The sequence below is a fragment of the Arthrobacter sp. LAR12-1-1.1 genome (assembly GCF_040676555.1).
Classification (GTDB): domain Bacteria; phylum Actinomycetota; class Actinomycetes; order Actinomycetales; family Micrococcaceae; genus Arthrobacter.
In genome coordinates, this window is sequence record NZ_JBEGIG010000023.1 from 299,173 (window position 1) to 319,353 (window position 20,181).

Annotated in this window: 17 protein-coding genes and 1 pseudogene; 7 read left to right on the plus strand and 11 right to left on the minus strand. The window is 64.6% G+C overall.

Going from position 1 to position 20,181, the window contains the following annotated elements:
- Positions 1 to 27: 27 nt before the first annotated feature.
- The 3 genes from MRBLAR12_RS14280 (at position 28) to MRBLAR12_RS14290 (ending at position 5,306) form a co-directional block, all read left to right on the plus strand.
- Positions 28 to 1,506 (plus strand): MFS transporter, encoded by a 1,479-nt coding sequence (locus MRBLAR12_RS14280; protein WP_364746780.1) that lies wholly within the window; start codon positions 28 to 30, stop codon positions 1,504 to 1,506.
- Between the two features lie 475 nt (positions 1,507 to 1,981).
- The gene (locus MRBLAR12_RS14285) at positions 1,982 to 3,580 is read left to right on the plus strand and encodes a glycoside hydrolase family 68 protein (protein WP_229993587.1); all 1,599 of its coding nucleotides are present in this window, start codon (positions 1,982 to 1,984) and stop codon (positions 3,578 to 3,580) included.
- Between the two features lie 115 nt (positions 3,581 to 3,695).
- Positions 3,696 to 5,306, plus strand: a complete 1,611-nt coding sequence (locus MRBLAR12_RS14290) for a glycoside hydrolase family 32 protein (protein WP_364746782.1) — start codon at positions 3,696 to 3,698, stop codon at positions 5,304 to 5,306.
- 51 nt (positions 5,307 to 5,357) lie between these two features.
- Here the strand turns inward: MRBLAR12_RS14290 and MRBLAR12_RS14295 are convergent, their stop codons facing one another.
- The 6 genes from MRBLAR12_RS14295 to MRBLAR12_RS14320 all read right to left on the minus strand — a co-directional run bounded on the left by MRBLAR12_RS14295 (position 5,358) and on the right by MRBLAR12_RS14320 (position 12,108).
- Complete coding sequence (locus MRBLAR12_RS14295) at positions 5,358 to 6,014, minus strand: M15 family metallopeptidase (protein ID WP_364746784.1); 657 nt, start codon at positions 6,012 to 6,014, stop codon at positions 5,358 to 5,360.
- A gap of 105 nt (positions 6,015 to 6,119) precedes the next feature.
- Positions 6,120 to 7,667 (minus strand): glycoside hydrolase family 32 protein, encoded by a 1,548-nt coding sequence (locus tag MRBLAR12_RS14300; protein WP_364746785.1) that lies wholly within the window; start codon positions 7,665 to 7,667, stop codon positions 6,120 to 6,122.
- Between the two features lie 36 nt (positions 7,668 to 7,703).
- A complete protein-coding gene (locus tag MRBLAR12_RS14305; RefSeq protein WP_364747070.1) occupies positions 7,704 to 8,546 on the minus strand; it encodes a carbohydrate ABC transporter permease in 843 nt (280 codons plus the stop codon).
- A gap of 46 nt (positions 8,547 to 8,592) precedes the next feature.
- Positions 8,593 to 9,552: a carbohydrate ABC transporter permease gene (locus tag MRBLAR12_RS14310; protein ID WP_364746787.1), complete on the minus strand. Its 960-nt coding sequence runs from the start codon at positions 9,550 to 9,552 to the stop codon at positions 8,593 to 8,595.
- A 77-nt stretch (positions 9,553 to 9,629) separates the two neighbouring features.
- A complete protein-coding gene (locus MRBLAR12_RS14315) occupies positions 9,630 to 10,925 on the minus strand; it encodes a sugar ABC transporter substrate-binding protein (RefSeq protein ID WP_364746789.1) in 1,296 nt (431 codons plus the stop codon).
- Positions 10,926 to 11,085: 160 nt separating this feature from the next.
- Positions 11,086 to 12,108 carry a LacI family DNA-binding transcriptional regulator gene (locus tag MRBLAR12_RS14320; RefSeq protein WP_364746791.1) on the minus strand — a complete coding sequence of 341 codons (1,023 nt, stop codon included), beginning with the start codon at positions 12,106 to 12,108 and terminating at the stop codon, positions 11,086 to 11,088.
- A 173-nt stretch (positions 12,109 to 12,281) separates the two neighbouring features.
- On the opposite strand from MRBLAR12_RS14320, the gene MRBLAR12_RS14325 reads away from it, so the two are divergent.
- A complete protein-coding gene (locus MRBLAR12_RS14325; protein WP_364746793.1) occupies positions 12,282 to 13,265 on the plus strand; it encodes a helix-turn-helix transcriptional regulator in 984 nt (327 codons plus the stop codon).
- Positions 13,258 to 14,142 (plus strand): SDR family oxidoreductase, encoded by an 885-nt coding sequence (locus MRBLAR12_RS14330; RefSeq protein ID WP_364746795.1) that lies wholly within the window; start codon positions 13,258 to 13,260, stop codon positions 14,140 to 14,142. Before MRBLAR12_RS14325 ends, MRBLAR12_RS14330 begins: the two co-directional genes overlap by 8 nt.
- 66 nt (positions 14,143 to 14,208) lie before the next feature.
- Here MRBLAR12_RS14330 and MRBLAR12_RS14335 read toward each other — a convergent pair.
- The 5 genes and pseudogenes from MRBLAR12_RS14335 to MRBLAR12_RS14355 all read right to left on the minus strand — a co-directional run.
- Positions 14,209 to 14,397: pseudogene (locus MRBLAR12_RS14335) on the minus strand (IS30 family transposase); the annotation flags it as partial.
- Between the two features lie 14 nt (positions 14,398 to 14,411).
- On the minus strand, positions 14,412 to 15,389 hold the full coding sequence (locus tag MRBLAR12_RS14340; protein WP_229995450.1) for a carbohydrate kinase family protein: 978 nt from the start codon (positions 15,387 to 15,389) through the stop codon (positions 14,412 to 14,414).
- A gap of 120 nt (positions 15,390 to 15,509) precedes the next feature.
- Positions 15,510 to 16,304 carry an ATP-binding cassette domain-containing protein gene (locus tag MRBLAR12_RS14345; RefSeq protein WP_079551845.1) on the minus strand — a complete coding sequence of 265 codons (795 nt, stop codon included), beginning with the start codon at positions 16,302 to 16,304 and terminating at the stop codon, positions 15,510 to 15,512.
- A complete protein-coding gene (locus MRBLAR12_RS14350; RefSeq protein WP_229995451.1) occupies positions 16,301 to 17,347 on the minus strand; it encodes an ABC transporter permease in 1,047 nt (348 codons plus the stop codon). Before MRBLAR12_RS14350 ends, MRBLAR12_RS14345 begins: the two co-directional genes overlap by 4 nt.
- Positions 17,348 to 17,462: 115 nt before the next feature.
- Positions 17,463 to 18,581, minus strand: a complete 1,119-nt coding sequence (locus tag MRBLAR12_RS14355; RefSeq protein ID WP_229995452.1) for a substrate-binding domain-containing protein — start codon at positions 18,579 to 18,581, stop codon at positions 17,463 to 17,465.
- A gap of 165 nt (positions 18,582 to 18,746) precedes the next feature.
- On the opposite strand from MRBLAR12_RS14355, the gene MRBLAR12_RS14360 reads away from it, so the two are divergent.
- Entirely contained in the window at positions 18,747 to 19,745 is a 999-nt protein-coding gene (locus MRBLAR12_RS14360) for a LacI family DNA-binding transcriptional regulator (protein WP_229995453.1), read from the plus strand.
- Between the two features lie 56 nt (positions 19,746 to 19,801).
- Complete coding sequence (locus MRBLAR12_RS14365; protein WP_229995461.1) at positions 19,802 to 20,095, plus strand: putative quinol monooxygenase; 294 nt, start codon at positions 19,802 to 19,804, stop codon at positions 20,093 to 20,095.
- Positions 20,096 to 20,181 lie beyond the last annotated feature (86 nt).

Genomic DNA, 20,181 nt, shown 5'->3' on the forward strand with positions numbered 1-20,181 from the left:
CAATGACGTGTCATATAAATTAGTGCCATGACCTCAACTTCCACTCTTCAAAGACCTGCCGGAGACCGGCTTGCTCCCGTCCGCTGGAGCCGTGCGCAGTGGATGCTGCTCCTGGTCCTGTGCACCGTTTTGGCGCTCGATGCGCTGGACGTGTCCATGGTCGGTGTGGCACTGCCTTCAATCGGCACTGAACTTCACCTGGGAACCGAGTCGCTCCAGTGGATCGTCTCCGCCTACGTGCTCGGTTACGGAAGCCTTCTTCTGCTGGGCGGCCGGATGGCCGATCTGCTCGGGCGGCGGCGCATCTTTTTGATCGCGCTCAGCGTCTTCGCCGCAGCTTCCCTGCTCGGCGGCCTGGTGGATGACCCCGCCCTGCTGATCGGCACCCGCTTCCTCAAGGGCCTAGCTGCCGCGTTCACCGCTCCTGCCGCGTTCTCGATCATCACCACCAACTTCGCGGAAGGTCGGGAACGCAACCGGGCCGTGTCCATCTTCACTACTTTCGGCGCCAGCGGCTTCTCACTCGGTCTGGTCGTCGGGGGCCTGATGACTGCGATGAGCTGGCGCTGGACCTTCCTGGTTTCGGTACCGGTGGCGGTCGCCGTCGTGATTCTTGGCCTGAAATACATCCCGCGGGACAACGCCGCCAGCAAGGCCGAGGGCAGTAATCATGACAGCGGGCACGACCTCTGGGGTGCCGTCACACTCGCCGCCGGCATGCTGGGGCTCGTGTACACACTCGTCGCGGCACCCGGGAACGGTTGGGGATCTGTGGCAACTATCGCCGGATTCGTGGCCTCGGCAGCGGTGCTGGCAGCCTTCGCGGTGATCGAGAACCGCGTCAGGCACCCCTTGATCAGGTTCAGCATCCTCAGGGAAGGTTGGGTGGCGCGGGCGAACCTCAGCGCCGTGGGGTTGTTCGGCTCATATTTGAGCTTCCAGTTCATCCTCACGCTCTACCTGCAGTCCGTGCTGGGATGGAGCCCCCTCGGCATGGCCCTGGCGCTTCTTCCCACGGGCCTGCTGGTGGCCTCGAGCGCACCTTTCGCTGACCGGCTCATCGACAAGTTTGGCGCACCGCGGCTGATCCTGACCGGCTTGTCCTCGCTGGCGCTCGGCTATCTGCTGTTTCTGCGGGTGGGCACGTCGCCCAACTACGTGACGGACATTCTGCCCTCAGTTCTGCTGCTGGGTGTCGGCTTCGCCCTGGCCTTCCCGTCAATCAACGTCCAGGCCACCGCGGGCATCCGGAACTCTGAGCAGGGTCTGGCGGCCGGCCTGATCCAGACCAGCACCCAGGTGGGGGCTGCACTGGTTCTCGCCGTCACCACCGCCATGGTCAGCGGTCACGGCAATGCGTCCGCCGGCGGCGCCGGCCTGGGTGCGGCGGCCATGCTGGAACAGTATCGCCCGGGCCTGATCCTGAGCGCGGCCGTGGCGCTTGCAGCCTTGCTCATCGCAGCGGCGCCCTCCCGGAGCCGGAAGCGGGTGGCAGTAGATCACTGAGTCGGCCTGGACGTGACGTCCAACCAGAGCCCCCGGCCTAGGCCGGGGGCTCTGGTTTGCGTTGGGCCTGAGACGGCCCTGTTGGGCGCAATGGCGCACGACTACGGAGGAACAAACGGGTGAACAGCGGGCAACTTAGAAAATAAAGCATATTTTTTGTGAAACATTTGACACAAAATTTGAGTCGTGGCACGCGCGCGCAAATGTTGTGCAAGCGCTTACATGCCTCACGTTCTGGCCCTCTTTCGTGCCTGAAATGTGGTTTTGAATCCTCGCCAGCACTGTCTACGGTGATGAACGTCCGGGAAGTCAGCACCCTCCCGGGCCATCAGGCGGGGCCCTACCGAGGTCCCGCCCCTCGACACAATGGCGTCCTCGATGACGCCTGCGGTGTCATCGGGGCTGCCGGAGTTTCGGGGAATGAGGGCACACGCCCGCCTTCCACGAATGGTCTCACTCCGCGAGAAGAGCAAAAATGCACGAGCATCCCAATACACCCCGGAAGCTGCGGTGGCGTTCTGTCGCCGCGGCACTGGCGGCGGCCGTGGCGGCCTCCGTCTTCCTTTCCGTTCCGTCAGCGCAGGCAAACACGCCCTCGGATCCGCCGAGCGGCGGGCAGATGCCGGCTCCGACGCCCGGCTTCCCCCTGCCCACGAAGCACACCCAGCAGTCGTTCGATCCCGCCGCAGCCTTCACCTCCAAGTGGACGCGTGCGGATGCCAAGCAGATCATGGCCCAAAGCAGCACCGCCGTGTCCCCGGGCCAGAACTCCATGAGCCCGAACGTCACCATGCCGGAAATCCCCGAGAACTTCCCGGCCATGAACGACGACGTGTGGGTTTGGGACACCTGGTCCCTGACCGACGAGAACGCAAACCAGATCAGCTACAAGGGCTGGGACGTCATCTTCTCACTCGTTGCTGATCGCCACGCCGGATACGGCTTCGACCAGCGGCACTGGAACGCACGGATCGGCTATTTCTTCCGCAAGACCAACGCCGACCCGGCCAAGGATAAGTGGAACTACGGTGGACACCTGTTCCTGGACAACACCTCCATCGGCAACACCGAATGGTCCGGTTCCACCCGTCTCATGCAGGGCGACAACGTCAACGTCTTCTACACGGCAACCACGTTCTACGACGTTGCCGAGCGCAACGCCGGCGGCGGCGGAATCGCCCCTGATGCCGTGATTGCCAAGGCGCTGGGCAACATCCACGCGGACCAGAACGGCGTGAGCTTCGACGGCTTCGAGCACACTAAGCTCCTCGAGCCCGACGGTGTCATGTACCAGAACAAGGCGCAGAACCCGGGCTTTGCCTTCCGGGACCCGTACACGTTTGCGGACCCGGCTCAGCCCGGCAAGACCTTCATGGTCTTCGAAGGCAACACCGGCGGCAAGCGCGGCGACTACAAGTGCAAGGACGAAGACCTGGGCTACCAGCCCGGCGATCCGAATGCCGAATCCACGAACACTGTGAACACCACGACCGGTTCCTGGTTCCAGACCGCCAATGTCGGCCTGGCCGTCGCGGACAACAAGGACCTGACCAAGTGGCACTTCCTGCCGCCGATCCTGTCCGCCAACTGCGTCAACGACCAGACCGAGCGCCCGCAGATCTTCATCCAGAACGAGGACGGCAAGAACAAGTACTACCTGTTCACCATCAGCCACCAGTTCACCTACGCTGACGGAATGCGTGGCCCCGACGGCGTCTACGGCTTCGTGGGCAACGGTGTCCGTTCCGACTACCAGCCGATGAACAACAGCGGCCTGGCTCTGGCTTCCCCCACGGACCTGAACATGCCGGCCAACGCGCCCGAAGGACCGAATCCCCTCCAGAACGGCCGCCAGTTCCAGGCTTACTCGCACTACGTGCAGCCGGGCGGTCTGGTGCAGTCCTTCATCGACAACGTGAACGGTGTCCGCGGCGGTTCACTCTCGCCCACCGTGAAGATCAACTTCCGCAACGGAGTTTCGGCAGTTGACCGCACCTTCGGCCAGAACGGCCTTGGCCCGTTCGGGTACCTGCCCACGAACCTCAACGTCGGCGGAGCCGGCCTTTACAAGTAGTGCAATAGGCAGTCATGAGGCGGAAGCGCCCGGAATTCCGGGCGCTTCCGTCCTCCGCATATACAGGCCATAGATGGGGCGGGATGGCTTCCGCCAGAAACAGGAATGTTGAGTCATGAAAAACCTTCGGACGATCTGGATTGTGCTCGCAGCAGCGGCCGCGGCCGTTCTTGTCGCGCTGGCGCTGGTCCCTGCGACGGGATCCCGTCCGGGCGCCCAGAGCCAGGCCGAGCAGGCGCATTCAGCTTTCGATCGGCCTGAGGGGGCATCCGAGTTCCGGCCGAGCTATCACATCACGCCCGCGAAGAACTGGATGAATGATCCGCAGCGTCCGATCCTGCTGGACGGCGTGTGGCACTACTACTACCTCTACAACGCGGGCTACCCGAAAGAGAACGGCACCGAGTGGTACCACCTGACCAGCACAGACCTGGTGCACTGGAAGGACGAGGGGGTGGCGATCGCCAAGTACAAAAACGGGCTGGGCGATATCGAGACCGGAAGCGCCGTGGTGGACCATGACAACTCGGCCGGCTTTGGCAAAGGAGCCGTGATCGCTGTCATGACGCAGCAGGACCAGGGAATCCAGCGGCAATCCCTGTTCTATTCCACCGACCACGGATACTCCTTCACCGCGTACAGGCAGAATCCGGTCATGGATAACCCCGGCGAACCGCACTGGCGGGATCCTAAGATCATCCGCGATGAAGCCCACGGCCAATGGGTGATGGCCCTGGCCGAAGGCGACAAAATCGGCATGTATACCTCGCCCGACCTGAAGGACTGGCGCTACGCCTCGGGCGTCGAACGCACCGGTCTTGGCGCCCTCGAATGCCCGGACCTCTTCCAACTGGATCTCGACGGTGATCCATCCAAACGGACCTGGGTCCTTGCCGCCAGCGCGAATGGAAAAGAAGAGGGATTCACCACTGGCGTTGCCTACTGGACTGGCGAGTGGGACGGAACCCGCTTCACCCCGTCCGGCGGGCCGCATCGGTGGCTCGACGCCGGCTCCGACTTCTACGCAGCCGTGACGTGGGACGATCCGAGGCTCACCGAAAGCCAGCGGATGTCCTCCAGGCACGCTATCGGGTGGATGAACAACTGGGCGTACGCCCGGCAGTTGCCCACCGAGGACTGGCACGGCGGCGCCGACTCCATGGTGCGCGACATCCGGCTGAAGACAATCGCGGGGACGCCGACCCTTGTGTCGAGCCCCTCCGCCGCCATGCAGTCCATTGAGGGCCCGGTGGCAACGACCGGGGAACGCCGGCTAACACAGGACGGCGCAGGACAGTTGCCGGCTCCGGAGGGCGGAGCGTACCGGCTCGATGTGACTCTTGAGCGGACGGCGGACGACGACGGTTCCGTTGCGAGGATCGAACTCGGAAGCGACGGGGAAACGTTCGCGACTGTCGGATATGACTTTGCCGACCAATCGGCATTCATCTCCCGCGAGGCTGATGCTGCCGCCACCGGCAAGGCCGGACTCAGTCCGGACTATCGGGCATCGCGGCGCGCAGTCAGCCCAGCGCGAGACGGCAAAGTGGAGCTATCGATATTCGTCGACTATAGCTCGGTGGAGGTTTTCATCAACGGCGGGGAAAAGACCATGACCTCACTCGTTTTCCCCTCCGCGGGGACGCCGAGCATCAAAGCCGCCACGGCGGGGGGCGCGCTGACGCTGAAGTCCTTCAGCTACAGGCGGTTGGCCTCCACACACTGACCGGTGACGTGCGGCCCACAGCGCACCGCACGACGGCGAAGAGCGAGTCCATTACGGGAGATAATCCGGGGCCGCGCCCAGACCGAAGTACTCCTCAAGGGTGCTAATCCCGGTCCAATGCATATCCTCGGCGATCGCCCGTCCCACATAGCGCAGATGCCATGGCTCGTAGGTGTAGCCGGTAGTGGCCCCGGCCCCGGCCGGATATCGGATGATGAATCCGTGCTCCCAGCCGTGCTGAGCAGCCCACTGGCCTGCCGGGGTAGTTGCGAAGCAGGCTTGCAGGGCGCAGGTTCCGCTGGCATTGCCGATGTCCATCGCCAGGCCGGTCTGGTGTTCGCTGTAGCCGGGCCGGGCTGCAAGGGTATCTGCCGTCGCCTGTCCGTACTGGCGCACGTAGCTGTCGTAGAGGCTGGCCTGCTCGCTGAACGAACGGTAGCCGCTGATCGGCATGACGTTCACGCCGGCCGCTTTGGCGGCTCTGGCAAACTGCTTGTAGGCGTCCGCGGCCTGCGTCCGCAAGCGTTCGCCCTGGACCCTGACCAGCTGCCCCGGCACATAAGCAGCCGGGTTCAGCTGCCGGTGCTTGTTGACCGCCACCTGCAGGCTGGCGGCAGAATCGAAGTCGTAGCCCACCGCGGCCACTGCCGTCACCGATGGTGCGATCATGCCGAGCGAAAGCACCAGCCCCGCCACAGCACCTGTCATCCTGCTGATTCCTTTAAGCACGATGGCCCCCAAGAAGTGTCCGGAACAGATGCGGGAACTCTACCGGTGTGCGGGGCCGTGGTCGAGGTTGAACGCTTTAGATGGTCAACGGAGGACGGCCAGACTCGCCAGGGTGCCGCCGTCGCCTTCGGCCAGCAGTCCGACGGCGTTGCCGGCGTGTGCAGGAAAGACCAGATCAGTGATGGTCGCCAGGCCGTCCTGCGCGAAGACTTCGACGGAACAGCGGTCCAGGAAGACCCGGAGCCGTAGCCGGCCGTCCTCCAATGGCACGGCAACGCGCTCCACCGACGGGAATGCCTCGTGGAACCCCACGTTGCCGGATCCGGTCCGGTCCAGGCTGAGCTCCGCCGTGAGGCAGTTGTAGGCCAGGACAATGCGCGCCCCGGCCCCGGCCCCGGGCCCGGACCTGGAGCCGGATGCACCGTCCGTTTCGCTGCCGGCCCGGAGCACGAGACCTACCCTGCTGGCAGTGCCCGGCTCGAATTCCGCATCGATTCGCAGCACATCACCGCAGGCCTCGGCTGGAAGCCACGTCACCCCTTCCGCCAACGGCTGCCGATCCATGGCAAACGGCTCTGCACAGTCGCTGTCGAACGGGTCCACCGCCTCCTGCACCAGCACGGGGCGCCCGCCGCGGGACACCAGCCTGACTTCACGGACAAGTGACATCGCGCTGCGCCAGCCGTCTGAGGGTGTTGAGGCGGCGTACTGCCAGTTGTTCATCCAGCCGATCATGAGCCGCCGGCCGTCCGGGACGTTGCTGAAGGACACGGCCGCGTAGTAGTCCCGCCCCCAGTCGAGCCATCCGTAGTCGGCCATCCGGCGGTCGTCGGCCTGCACGCCTTCGGTGACTGTGGTTTCGGAACGGAACCTCACGCCGTCGAACGTTCCGATGAAGTACTGGCCGCCGGAGCCGCCGGCGATGCCGCCGGGGCTCAGGTTTACCACCATGACCCACCGGGTGTTTGAGGCATCGCCGTCCACCGGCAGTTCAAACAGGTCCGGGCACTCCCACACCCCTCCCGTGGCGTTCGCGGGGCCAAAGGTGCTCAGGTACTCCCAGGACAACAGGTCCGCCGACTTGTAGAGAACCACCTCGTGGTTGAGAGCCTCGACGGCGACCATCACCCAATAGCTGCCGGCGTCACCGTCGTGCCAAAAGACCTTGGGGTCACGGAAGTCCGGGGACGCCCGGTCAAGCACTGGGTTCCCGGCGTACTTGGTCCAGGTGGCGCCCTCGTCCGTGCTGTAGGCGAGGGACTGTGCCTGCCGTCCGGCGAGCGGCGACGCGGGCGAATACGCGCTGGTGTAGATGGCCACCAGCGGAGGCACTCCGCCGACGCCGAAACCGCTGGTGTTATGGACATCGAGAACGGCGGAGCCGGAAAAGATGGCCTCCTGGTCATCGCACCAGATGGCCACGGGTTGCTCGTCCCAGTGCTGCAGGTCCGTGGATGTGGCGTGGCCCCAGGACATGTTGCCCCATTCAGCGCCGTGCGGGTTGTGCTGGTAGAAGAGGTGGTAGGTGCCGTTGGAGTAGACCAGGCCGTTGGGGTCGTTGAGCCAGTTGCGCTCCGCTGAGTAGTGCCACTGTGGCCGGTACTGGCAGTCGAGTTCGGTGAGTGTTTTCATGAGGGTTCTTTGCAGGCTTTCGCGTGAGGAGGCTGGTCAGCCCTTGACGCCGCTGGAGGCGATGCTGTTGATGAAGGATCGCTGGAACGCGACGAACAGGACCACCACGGGAATGGTGATGAGGGACGCGTAAGCCATCACCTCGCCCCAGGAGACGTTGAGCTGGAAGAAGTACTGGATGCCGATCATCACCGGGCGGAGCTCCTCGGACTGGACCACCATGAGCGGCCACAGGTAGGAGTTCCAGGCGGGCAGGAAGGTCAGGATGGCCACGGTGGCGGTGGCCGGTCCCGCGAGGGGCATGACCACCTTGCGGTAGATGGTGAACCAGCCGGCGCCGTCGATCCGGGCTGCCTCGTCCAGTTCCTTCGGGATGGACTCGAAGTACTGGTGGAACAGGTAGATTGAGAACGCGTTGGCGATGAAAGGGATGATCTGGACCTGGTAGGTGTCCAGCCAGCCCTTTGAGATTTCGAGGCTGAACCCGTTGAGCTCAAAGTACGGCAGCTGGTTGACCCACCACACCAGCGGCAGCGCCAGCGTCTGGAAGGGCACGATGAGGGTGGCGAGGATCGCGGTGAACACCACCCGCTTGCCGCGGACCTCCATGCGGGACAAGGCAAACGCGCAGAGGCTATTGATGAAGATGCCGAGCACCACCGTGACCGCGGAGATGCCGATGGAGTTGACCAGGAAGCGGGCGGCCGGGACCCGGTCGAACACGGCTGCGTAGTTGTCCAGCGAAATGTTGCCGATCGGCAGGAACGCTGCCACCGAGGACATGTCGCCGAAGATCTGCTGGTCCGGCTTGAGGGAGGACACCATCATGAACACGATGGGGAAGGCGGCGACGGCAGCGAACAGGAGGCGGACCGCCATGGTCGTTGCACTGCCGAGACCCTTGGAATTGAGTGTCTGTTTCACGTCAGTCCTTCTCTCGGGTCAGGTAGCGCTGCACTGCGGAGATCAGCAGCACGAGCACGAAGAACACGAGCGAGATGGCCGAGGCGTAGGAGGTCTCCTGCTGCTTGAAGCCGGAGCGCACCGCCTCGTAGATGATGGTGGTGGTGGAATCGAGGGGCCCGCCCTGGGTCATGACGCTGACCTGGTCGAAGAGCCCGAGCGCCTGGATGGTGATGGTCACCAGGACCAGGGTGCGCGTGTGTTTGAGGCCGGGCCAGGTCACGTAGCGGAACTGGTGCCAGCGGCTGGCCCCGTCGAGTTGGGCGGCCTCGTACAGTTCCCCGGAGATGCTCTGCAGACCTGCGAGCCAGATGATCATGTGGAAACCCGCGGCCTGCCAGATGGACAGGGCGATGATGGCCGGCATGGCGGTGGCGGGATCGTTGAGCCAGTCCGGGCCGTTGATCAGGCCGAAACTGGCCGTCGACAGCAACTCATTGATCAGGCCGTCCTTGCGGTACATGAACATCCACAGCAGGGACACCACCACCATGGACGTCACCACGGGAAGGAAGTAGATGGTGCGGAAGAAGTTTACGCCGCGGAACTTCTTGTTGATCAGGAGGGCCATCGCCAGGGCGAGGCCCGACTGGACCGGCACCACCACGACGGCGAAATAGCTGACGTTCAGCAGCGACCGCCAAAACGTGGGATCCGCGAAGAGCCGCGCGAAGTTGTCCGTGCCGACGAACTCAACGGGCCGCGGGGAAACAAGCCGGGCGTTGGTAAATGCCAGGCCGAAGCCCATGATCGCCGGGAGGAAGACGAAGGCGAGCAGGAGGACCGCGGCCGGGGCGATCATTCCCCAGCCGCTGATCTGTTCGCGCAGGCGGCGTGGGCGGCGGCGCGGTTTGCTGGGCGGTGCGGCCGGGGCCGGATCCGCCAGGCCGCGGCCGGGGGAGGGGAGCTGGGTTGTTGTCATGGTTTTCTCCGTCGACAGTCAGGGCCGGAGGTACGACGGCGGCGGTTGCGCACCGCCGTCGTACCGCGGGCAGCCGGCTAGTTCTTGTAGCCGCCGTTGGACTTGATGTTGGCGTCAATGGCCTTGACCGACTTGTCCAGCGCCGTCTTGGGGTCGGCGCCGGCGAGGATGTCCTGGACAGCCTTGCCGTATTCGGTGGCGATGAAGGGATAGGCCGGGGTTTCAGGGCGCATCACCGCGTAGTTGCGGGAGAGTTCCATGAAGATCCGGTTTGTGCCGCCCTTGGCGTACGCGGGGATCAGTGCGGCGGCCTCGTCGGTGGCCGGGATGGTGCCCGTTGCCTTCGCCACCGCGGCCAGGTTTTCCGGCTTCAGTGAGTAGGAGAGGTAGTCCATGGCTGCCGCGGAGTTGGTGCAGCCGCTGGTCACACCCCACTGCCAGGAGGCGCCGCCGATCTTGGGGCCGTTCCCGAGGTCCACTGACGGCATGACCACGAGGTCCTTACCCACCGCTGCGCGTGCCTTGTCCGCGGCCCAGGAGCCGGTGTAGAGAATGCCGCTCTTGTTGTTGAGGAAGTCCTGGGTGGAGTCCTTGCCGCTCTTCTTGGCCATGAATCCCTGGTCGGCAAGGCCGCGGAACCACTGGGCCCATTCGACGGCCTTGTCGCCATTGAGGGTGCCGTCTGCCGACTGGAACCCGTCGCGGTTGATCAGGTCCCCACCGAAGGACTGCAGGAACGGCGAGTAGGCGTAGGGCAGCCACTCGCCGGTTCCGGCGGTACCCATGTCCAGCGGGTATTCCCACTTGCCCAGGGCCTTGAGTTTGCTCAGCGCGTCCTGGAACTCGTCCTTGGTCCACGGCTTCTCGACAGTGGCGACGCGGACACCGGCTGCCTTGAGGTCGGAGGCGCGTGCAAGCATCGCCAGCGCGACGTCATAGGTGCCCACGGCGTAGGTCTCGCCCTCCCATTTGGCCACCGTGCTCGGCAGATTCTTGGACACATCCGCGTCGAGCTGCAGCGGTGTCAGATACTTCGCCCAGGCCCAGTTGGGAACATTGGGGCCATCAATGTCAACAATGCAGGGAAGCTTCCCGGAGGCCGCGGCCGAGACCACGGAGTCGTTGTAGGAGTCCTGCGGGAACGCCTGGACCTTGATCTTGGCCTTGGCGCCGGCGCTCTTGTTGTACGAGTCCACGATGTTTTCAATCGCCGTGAGTTCTTCGGGGTTGCCCGCGTTGTGGGTCCACATGGTGATCTCGTTGGAGCCTGCGGACGGGGCCGAGGCGCTGCCCTTTCCGCAGGCGCCCAGGGAGCCGACAAGGGCCGCCGCAGCTACACTGGTGGCGAGGATCCGGGTGAATCGCTTGTTCATGATGGTCAATCTTTCTGCTGAATTTGGGCGTGGGGGATTGTCCCGGGTCCGGCGGGACGCGGCCGGTGCAACGGCTGCGTCCCTTTTCGTGCGGTCCCCGGGCAGTGGAACAGTGGAGCGGTGGAACGGTTCGGTGAGGGCGCCTCTTGCCGGCAATCAGCTAACTTGGCGGCGGGCCGAGGGACCCCCGCTCAATGAGGGGGCACTCCAGTTGCGTCTGGGCTGCCGGTGCGCCGGGATTTTCAATGTCGTCCAGGACTCGGTTGACCGCCCAACGGCCCATCTCGTAGTGGGGAAGGGCGACGGTAGTGAGCCCCGGCCACAGGGCGTCTGCGATGATTTCGAGATTGTCGATCCCCACAATGGACACGTCCTGGGGAATGCGCAGCCCCAATGCCGTGGCCGCTTGGTAGGCGCCCATGGCAACCCTGTCACTGAAGCAGAACAGGGCCGTGGGCCGGTCGGGCTGACCGAGAAGCCCCAGCGCGGCCTCGCGGCCCCCCGCGGTTTCGGGCTGGCCGATCACGAAGTGGCGGGGGTCGTGCTCCAGGCCGTGCCGCCGGAGAGCGTTAAGGAAACCCTCCCTGCGGCCGTGCGTGGCGGGGATGTCGTCCACGTTGTTGATCATCCCGATCCGGGTGTGGCCCGCCTGGATGATTGCTTCAACGGCCGTCTCGGCAGCGGCCACTTCATCGGGGATAACCGAGGAAATGGACCTGTTGTCAGTGACGGAATCCAACAGCACGGTGGGAAGGCCCTCCAGTTCCGCGGGGACCCGCACGCTCTGGTGGTACATCCGGGCATAAACCACCCCGTCCACCTGGTGCTGCCGCAGCATGTTGATTTCACGCTTTTCCAGCTCGCTGTCCAGGCCGGAATTGACCACCATCACCACATAGCCGCGGTCATAGGCGGCGTCCTGCGCCCCGCGGATCATTGCGCCTGCAAAGGGGGTGGTGGTGATTTCGTCGCTCACCAGCCCAAGGATCTGGGAGCGCTGGTTGCGCAGTCCGCTGGCCATCTTGTTCGGGGCGTACCCAAGATCCCTGGCCACGTCCCGGACGAGTTGCTGCGTCGCTGCCTTCACCCGGAAACTCGTGGCGTCGTTGAGGGCATGCGACACCGTGGTGACTGAAACCCCGGCGGCCTTGGCCACGTCGCGTATTCCCACTTTTGTCGTCATTGACTTCCCTTTGCAAAACGTTTTGTATCTGGTGTGAGCTACGCTACACAAAACGTTTTGCATTTGTCAACAGAGGGGTGGCGACATCGCTTGCGCCCTCGGCTACGTTGGCCGGATTGGGGGTGTCTGATAGACACTGCCACCGGCCGCCCGGCCTGCGTAGCGTGGTGGATGTGGAAAGAAAAGAGGAAATCCGTGAGTTCCTGATCTCGCGGCGCGCGAAGATCAGCCCGGAACAGGCCGGCATCCCCAGCTACGGGGAGCTGCGCCGCGTGCCAGGCCTGCGCCGTGAGGAAGTGGCGCAGCTCGCCGGGGTGAGCACGGACTACTACACGCGGCTTGAGCGCGGCAGCCTGCGCGGCGTCTCGGACGCGGTGCTCGAGGCGGTCGGCTCTGCCCTTCGGCTGGACGACGCCGAGCGGGCGCACCTGATGGATCTGGTGCGGACGGCCAGCACACCGTCGCGCCGGGCGCCGCTCCGGCCCACGCAGCAGCGGGTCCGCCCCGGGGTGTTGCGACTCCTGGACGGCATGACCGGAGTGGTCGCCCTGGTGCAGAACGGGCGTTCGGACGTGCTGGCCGCCAACTTGCTGGGCCGTGCGCTGTACGCGGAGGTGTTCAACTCTGCCGTACAGTCGGGGCCGGCCACGCCGGGGCGGCTGCCGAACCAGGCACGCTACCTCTTCCTCGATCCGCACGCAGGTGACCTCTACCCCGATTGGCACGCGATCGCCGCCACCACGGTGGCGATGCTGCGCCTGGAAGCGGGCAGGAACCCGCACGATCGGGCACTGAACGAGCTGGTCGGGGAGCTGACCACACGCAGCGGGCTGTTCGCCGCACTATGGGCCGGACACGACGTGCGGATCCACACCACAGGGACCAAGCGCTTCCACCACCCCGTCGCGGGGGACCTGGCCCTGCAGTTCGAGACGCTGGCCCTTCCCGGAGATGAGGGACAGACCCTGTTCACCTTCACCGCGGAGCCCGGCTCCGGGTCCGAAAACGCGCTGGCGTTCCTCGCCAGCTGGGCGGCAACGCCTCCCGAAACAACCACCACCGGCGGTCCCGCCGGTGGATCGACCGTCCCCGAGATGCGCGCCCACGCGCAGCCGGGGCCACACAACCCAGGAAAGACAGAACCGTCACATGAGTGAACACAACGACAACATGACAGGCCAGAAGGAAAACATGCCCGGGAAGAAAGTCTGGTTCATCACCGGCGCCGGCCGCGGCATGGGCACCGACATCGCGAAGGCAGCCCTGGCCGCCGGGCACGCGGTGGTCGCCACCGGACGCGACCCGGAAAAGGTCGCCCAGGCCGTGGGCCAGAGCGAGAACCTGATGGCCGTGCAGCTCGACGTCACCGACCCCGCCGCGGCGGAAGCGGCCGTGCAGGCCGCCGTCGACCGGTTCGGCCGGATCGACGTGCTCGTCAACAACGCCGGCAACTTCTACGCAGGCTTCTTCGAGGAAATCACCCCGGAGGACTTCCGGGCGCAGATCGAAACCACCATGTTCGGCCCCATGAACGTCACCCGCGCGGCCCTGCCGGTCCTGAGGGCCCAGCGCTCGGGGCTGGTGGTCACAATCTCCTCAACAGCCGGCATCGCCGGCGGGGAATTCCTTACCGCCTACGCCGCATCGAAGTTCGGCGTCGAGGGCTGGGCCGAGTCCCTGGCCCCCGAAGTCGCCCCATTCGGGATCCGCACCATGATCGTGGAGCCGGGGTTCTTCCGCACCGAACTGCTCACCCCGGAATCCACGAGCTACGCCGAATCCACCATCAACGACTACGCCGAGCGCACCCGCCAGACCGTCGCCGCCTGGCAAAGCATGGACGGACAGCAGGGCGGGGATCCCGCCAAGCTCGCCGACGCCCTGATCCAGCTCGCCGAACTGGACGAGCCGCCGCTGCGCTTTGCCGCCGGCGCAGACGCCGTCGGCGTATTCGAGACCCGGGCCAAGGCGCTCCAGGACCAGGCCGGCGCCCACCGCGAGCTCTCCAGCAACCTCGCCCACGACGCCGCCTGATAAAACGCAAACGGACGACGGCGGAAGGTCGGCGGTTTCTAGCGGTCGTTGCAACACTGCTGGTGGCTAGGCGGTCATTAGTAGATCACGCACGCGCTCGGCCGGGGTATCCCAGCCGAGCGTTTTGCGTGGTCGGGCGTTGAGTTCCTGGGCCACGTGTTCAAGGTCTTCGGGGCCGTAGACGGACAAGTCGGTTCCTTTGGGGAAGTACTGACCCGTGCGGAACTGGCCGATCTGATTCGGGTTGATTCCACGCATATGGCAACCGGTCATTTTGACGACGTGCTTCGGGAGTCGGCGTATTGGGCTAGGGGATGGGCTTCGATTGCGATGTTGAGTTCTTCCAGGGTCGGGGGGTTTGCTCCCGGGCGCTGCACGGTGATGGCCGCGGCTGCAGCTGCGGTGTGTCCAAGCTGCTCCAGGACAGCTGGGGCGAAGCCTTCGGTTCCTCGGGTGAGAAAGCCCAGGATCAGGGCGGACATGTAGGAGTCCCCGGCGCCGATGGTGTCGGCAACTTTTGACTTCACGGCGGGAATGTTGATGGTAGCGGCGGTTGTGGTGAATTGTGAGCCGTCGGCGCCTTTGGTGATGACGGTAAGCCCGGTGCCCAGACCGAGGATGTGGGCTGCGGTTTCGTCCAGGCTGTTTTGCGGGTACAGCCAGTGGGCGTCTTCGTCGCTGAGTTTGACGACGTCGGTTAGTGGCACGAGCTCTTCGAAGGTGGCCTTCGCTTCTGCATGGCTGCCGAGCAGGGCTGGCCTGATGTTGGGATCGTAGGTGATCATGCAGTGTCTGTGTGCCTGTTCGAGCAGTGACCTCACGGCGCCGGCGCCGGGTTTGAGGAAAGTGGCGATGGAACCGGTGTGCAGTATTTTGGGGACGCAGGCGGGGACTGCTGGGGCAAGGTCCCAGATGATGTCGAAGTCGTACTTGGCGGAGCCGTCCGGTTCAAGGGTTGCTGTTGCCGATGCTGTCCGGGTGAGGGATTTTGATCCGGGCAGAAGTATGACGCCTGCGCTGCTGAGGTGGTTTTCGATGGAAATCCCCCGCGCGTCCGGGGCAATTGCCGTGAGCAGACCTGTTGTTACGCCGAGGCGGCCGAGTCCGTAGGCGACGTTGGCCGGTGAGCCGCCGGGGTGTTCCACTTTGTCGTGTGACGTGGTGACCACGTCGATCAGCGCTTCGCCTATGACCATGACGTCGAGCGTCTGGTGAGCGTCGTTCCGGGCTGTTGTGAGGTAATCCATGGTCTGTCTCTCGTGGGATGGTGATGATGGGAACTCCCGGTATGGATCCGTCCGCGGACCTCGGGGAGGTCCGCGGACGGAGAAGGGGCTCCGGTAGAGCGGGAGGGTACTAGCCGGACCTCAGGCGGTGGCTGCGCCGGTCATGATCGCCACTGCGTCGGTCATGGTGTGTGATTGCGGAGTGATGGTGGCAGCGCACTTGCCCAGGCGCTGGATGTGGATCCTGTCCGCCACGTCAAAGACGTGGGGCATGTTGTGGCTGATCAAGATGACCGGCAGGCCGCGGTCGCGAAGGTCCCGGACCAGCTGGAGCACCTGGTTCGATTCCCGGACGCCAAGTGCCGCCGTCGGTTCATCCAGCACAACGACCTTTGAACCGAACGCCGCGGCGCGGGCCACGGCGACAGCCTGGCGCTGGCCGCCCGAGAGGTTCTCCACCGGCACTGTCACGTCCTGCAGGGTGGAGATGCCCAACCGGGTCAGCTCTTCCTTGGCCTTCCGGCGCATACCTTTGGTGTCAAGCATCCGGAACACGCTCCCGAGGAGTCCCGCACGCCGTTCCTCCCGGCCGAGGAATAGGTTGGAGGCGACGTCGAGGGCCGGTGAGACGGCGAGGTTCTGGTACACGGTTTCGATGCCGTGGACACGGGCGTCCTGGGGGCGTTTGAAGTGCACCTGCTGTCCTGAGACGAAGAGTTCGCCTGTGTCCGGGACTTCGGCGCCGGTGAGGCATTTGATCAGGGTTGATTTGCCTGCACCGTTGTCGCCGATGATCGCGAGGACTTCGCCGGGGTAGAGGTCGAGGCTGACGCCATCCAGGCCCACGACGCGGCCGAAGGTCTTGACGAGGTTTCGGGCCCGCAGGATGGGTTCGCGGGTGGTGACGTGCGGGGCTGTAAATTCTGTCATGGTCATGACTTGACCTTTCGGATCCACTGGTCGATGGACACAGCGAGGATGATCAGGACGCCCACTGCGAGGGTCTGGTACAAAACGTCGAGCCCGGCAAGGGAGAGACCGTTGCGGAAGACGCCGACGATCAGGGCCCCGAGGAGTGATCCCCAGATGGAGCCGCGGCCGCCGAAGAGGCTGGTTCCGCCGATAACGACGGCCGTGATGGAGTCCAGGTTCAGGTCGACGCCGGCGTTGGGGCTGGCGGCGTTGGTCCGCCCGATCTGGATCCAGGCGCCGGCGGCCAGGACAGCGCCGGCAGCGAGGTAGACGCTCATGAGCACCCGGCTGACGGGGATGCCGGCCAGGCGGGCGGCTTCCTTGTCATCGCCCACGGCGTAGACGTGCCGGCCCCAGGCCGTCTTGCCCAGGATGAAGGCAACAGCGATGTAGAGCAGGAGCATCATGACGACGCCGGTGGAGATCCGCACAGGGCCGAGCGGGAATGTGGTGCCGGTCCAGGTCAGCAGAGGCGGCATGGCCGAGCCGCGCACTGTCGCTCCGTTGGAATAGAGCAGTGTCAGGGCGATGAAGATGTTCAGCGTGCCGAGGGTGACGATGAACGGCGGGAGCCGGAACCGGGTGACCAGGAATCCGTTGAGTGCTCCGGCGGCGAGTCCGACGACGAGGCCTGCGAGCAGGGCAACAGGTGCGGGCAGTCCGTTGTTGACGGCAAGCTGGGCCATGACCATGGAGGAGAGGATCATGACGGCACCGACGGAGAGGTCGATGCCGGCGGTGAGGATGATGAGGGTCTGGGCGATGGCCAGGGTGCCGACGACGGAGACCTGCTGGGTTATCAGGGAGAGGTTTTCAACCCGCAGGAACCTGTCATTGAGGAGGCCGAACACCACCACCGCGATGAGAAGTACGAGAGCGGGGCTGACGGCGGGGTAGCGGTGAAGGATATTGCGTATCCGGCTGAGCGGTGTCTGGCGGTCAAGGAATTCCTCCGCCAGGTCGGCATGCCCGGCGCTGGGCGGGCCGGCGGTCTGTTGCTGGGTCACGATTGGTCCTGATCTTCCGTGATGGTTGCTAGGGCGGCCCTAGCTCGGTAGATGCGGGGCGGGGAGGCCGAGTAGCGGGCTCCGGACTCCCCGCCCCGCAGTGAAGCTGGGTGGATTACTTTCCCCAGCAGATGTCGGAGGCCTCGGTGGTGGTGATGCTCTTGACGCCGTCGGCCGGCTTGTCTGTGACGAGCTCGACACCTGTGTTGTAGAAGTCCAGCCCCGGTGAGTTGGCCGGCTTCTGGCCGGTCTTGGCGAGGTCAACGATGGCCTTCACGCCCAGTTCGGCCATCTTGACCGGGTACTGCTGCGCCGTGGCGCCGATGACGCCGGCCTTGACATTGTTCACGCCGGTGCAGCCGCCGTCCACCGAAACCACCAGGACGTCCTTTTCCTTGCCGGCGGCCTTCAGGGCCTCGAAAGCACCCGCCGCGGCAGGTTCGTTGATGGTGTAGACGACGTTGATGTTCGGGTTCTTGGCGAGGAGGGTTTCCATGGCGGTGCGTCCGCCGTCCTCGGCGCCCTGGGAGGCCTGGCTGCCGACGATCTCGTAGTCGCCGCCCTTGCCGCCGGTGTATTTGCCGGTCTTGGCTTCGTCGCCGTTCTTCTTCTTGTCCGCGGTGTCGATACCGAGGCCGGTCAGGAAGCCCTGGTCCCTGTTGTAATCAACCGAGACAACCTTGTCGTCAAAGAGATCGACGAGGGCAATGGTCGCTTTTTTCCCATCCAGCTGGGCTGCGGTCCATTTGCCGATCAGCTCGCCGGCGGCAAAGTTGTCGGTGGCGAACGTGATGTCGGCGGCGTCGGCCGGGTCCGGCGGGGTGTCCAGGGCGATGACGAAGAGCCCGGCGTCCTTGGCCTTCTTCAGGGCGTCCACTACGGACGGACCGTTGGGGGTGATCAGGATGCCCTTGTCGCCCTTGGAGATGGCGTTCTCGATGGCCTGGATCTGGGTGTCCTCGTCGCCGTCAGCCTTGCCGGCTGCGAGCTTCAGGTCCACGCCGCCGGCCTCGGCCGCCTTCTTTGCCCCGTCCTGCATGGAGACGAAGAACGGGTTGGTCGTGGTCTTAACGATCAGCGAGACGCCGACCTTGTCCCCTGACGAGCTTCCCGTTGATGAGGCGGACGGGGAACTTCCACCACAGGCTGAAAGACTGAGCGCTCCCAGGGTCAGCACTGCTCCCGCAGCGAACAGGCGGGTGGCCGTTGAACGGGGTGCTTTGGAACTCAACATTGAATCTCCTGGTGTTTGAGGCCCTCACTGGCCTCGACAACGATGTCATGTACGATGTAAGCAGCATCACACCGGAGAGTCAATAGATGCAACTTAGAAGGAGCGATTTATTTGACAACGATGTCCGATCGTAGCCAGCCGGCCCTTTCCGCCAGTCGTCCGACAATGCGCCACGTGGCCGCCCTTGCCGGCGTCGGAATTAAGACCGTGTCCCGGGTGATCAACGACGAACCTGGCGTGTCGGACGCCACCCGGGAAAAGGTGCTCAGCGCTTCACGACAACTCAACTACCACCTGGACATGGCGGCCGGCAGCCTGCGCCGCGCGGGCAGAAGGACGCTCTCGGTCGGGCTGTTGCTGCCGAGTGTTTCCAACCCGTTCAGCGGCGAGATCAACCGGGCAATAGAAGATGCTCTTGGGGCCAGGGGAATCGCGGTCTTTGCGGCGAGCCTGGATGATGACCCCCAGCGGGAGCAGGACATCGTGGCGGCATTTCTTGGGCGGCGTGTCGACGGGCTCATCCTCACGCCCATCGCCAGGAGCCAGGCGTATGTGATCCCGGAGCATTCCCGTGACCTGCCTTTGGTCTTCATCGACCGTGAACCGGTAGGAGTGGAAGCAGATGCCGTCGTGACCGACAACGCCGCAGGCTCCGCGAGGGCGGCTGCTCACCTGATGAGCCGCGGCCACACCAGGCTTGCCTATCTGGGTGACCGCACGGACATCCAGACCGCCCGGGAACGCCGGCGGGGGTTCATTGAGGAGATTGGCCGGCAGGGAATTCCCACCTCCACGATTCCCGTCCGTGAAAACCTGCACGATGAGGAATCGGCCAGGTTGGCCGCGTTGGAGCTTCTCACTGCTGCGGAACCACCGACGGCGATCTTCTCCAGCCAGAACCTCATCACTTTCGGTGCCATGCGCGCTCTGAGGGAGCTAGGGCTGAGCAAACGCGTGGCCTTGATAGGGTTCGATGACTTCACGCTTGCCGACTTGATGGATCCCGGCGTGACAGTTATCGCCCAGCACCCCGAGCGAATCGGGAAGCTGGCAGCAGAGCGGCTCCTGGCCAGGATCGATGGCGACCAGCAGCCCCCGCATACCTATGTTGTCCCGTCTGAGCTGGTACAAAGAGGCTCCGGGGAACTCCGCCCTCCGGCCTGACGCCGGGGGACCTTCCTGAACAATCTGCCAAACACAAAAACCTGAATGGGATCATGATGACCAAAACCCTCTACGCCGAGTTCACCGTCAAGCCCGGCAGCGAAGCCCGCGTTGCTGAAATGATGCTCGAACTGACCCGGCATGTCCGTCGTGAACCGGGCAACGAGCTGTTCCTCCCCTGCACCCGGGAAGACAACCCCCGGGAGTACTTTGTCTTCGAGGTCTACCGCGACGAAGCCGCGTTCCAGGAACACATCGGCGCCGATTACGGCGCCAGATTCAACGAGGAACTGGCCCGCCACATCGAAGGCGACGCCTCGGAGCTGACCTGGCTCCTGCCGCTGGAATAGCCCTCAGCCAAATCCAGCCGATCCGCGGTCGGCGGGAGCTGCTGCGTCCAGGACCCACGGAGAGGGCTGAACGGAGCCGCCTACCG

Bases quoted from the DNA above. Each gene is read 5' to 3' on its own strand.
- MRBLAR12_RS14345 (WP_079551845.1), bottom strand. From the start codon at position 16,304: ATGACCATGACAGAATTTACAGCCCCGCACGTCACCACCCGCGAACCC.
- MRBLAR12_RS14330 (WP_364746795.1), top strand. From the start codon at position 13,258: ATGAGTGAACACAACGACAACATGACAGGCCAGAAGGAAAACATGCCC.
- MRBLAR12_RS14320 (WP_364746791.1), bottom strand. From the start codon at position 12,108: ATGACGACAAAAGTGGGAATACGCGACGTGGCCAAGGCCGCCGGGGTT.
- MRBLAR12_RS14315 (WP_364746789.1), bottom strand. From the start codon at position 10,925: ATGAACAAGCGATTCACCCGGATCCTCGCCACCAGTGTAGCTGCGGCG.
- MRBLAR12_RS14295 (WP_364746784.1), bottom strand. From the start codon at position 6,014: ATGACAGGTGCTGTGGCGGGGCTGGTGCTTTCGCTCGGCATGATCGCA.
- MRBLAR12_RS14360 (WP_229995453.1), top strand. From the start codon at position 18,747: ATGCGCCACGTGGCCGCCCTTGCCGGCGTCGGAATTAAGACCGTGTCC.
- MRBLAR12_RS14340 (WP_229995450.1), bottom strand. From the start codon at position 15,389: ATGGATTACCTCACAACAGCCCGGAACGACGCTCACCAGACGCTCGAC.
- MRBLAR12_RS14310 (WP_364746787.1), bottom strand. From the start codon at position 9,552: ATGACAACAACCCAGCTCCCCTCCCCCGGCCGCGGCCTGGCGGATCCG.
- MRBLAR12_RS14280 (WP_364746780.1), top strand. From the start codon at position 28: ATGACCTCAACTTCCACTCTTCAAAGACCTGCCGGAGACCGGCTTGCT.
- MRBLAR12_RS14365 (WP_229995461.1), top strand. From the start codon at position 19,802: ATGACCAAAACCCTCTACGCCGAGTTCACCGTCAAGCCCGGCAGCGAA.
- MRBLAR12_RS14355 (WP_229995452.1), bottom strand. From the start codon at position 18,581: ATGTTGAGTTCCAAAGCACCCCGTTCAACGGCCACCCGCCTGTTCGCT.
- MRBLAR12_RS14290 (WP_364746782.1), top strand. From the start codon at position 3,696: ATGAAAAACCTTCGGACGATCTGGATTGTGCTCGCAGCAGCGGCCGCG.
- MRBLAR12_RS14305 (WP_364747070.1), bottom strand. From the start codon at position 8,546: ATGGCGGTCCGCCTCCTGTTCGCTGCCGTCGCCGCCTTCCCCATCGTG.
- MRBLAR12_RS14300 (WP_364746785.1), bottom strand. From the start codon at position 7,667: ATGAAAACACTCACCGAACTCGACTGCCAGTACCGGCCACAGTGGCAC.
- MRBLAR12_RS14285 (WP_229993587.1), top strand. From the start codon at position 1,982: ATGCACGAGCATCCCAATACACCCCGGAAGCTGCGGTGGCGTTCTGTC.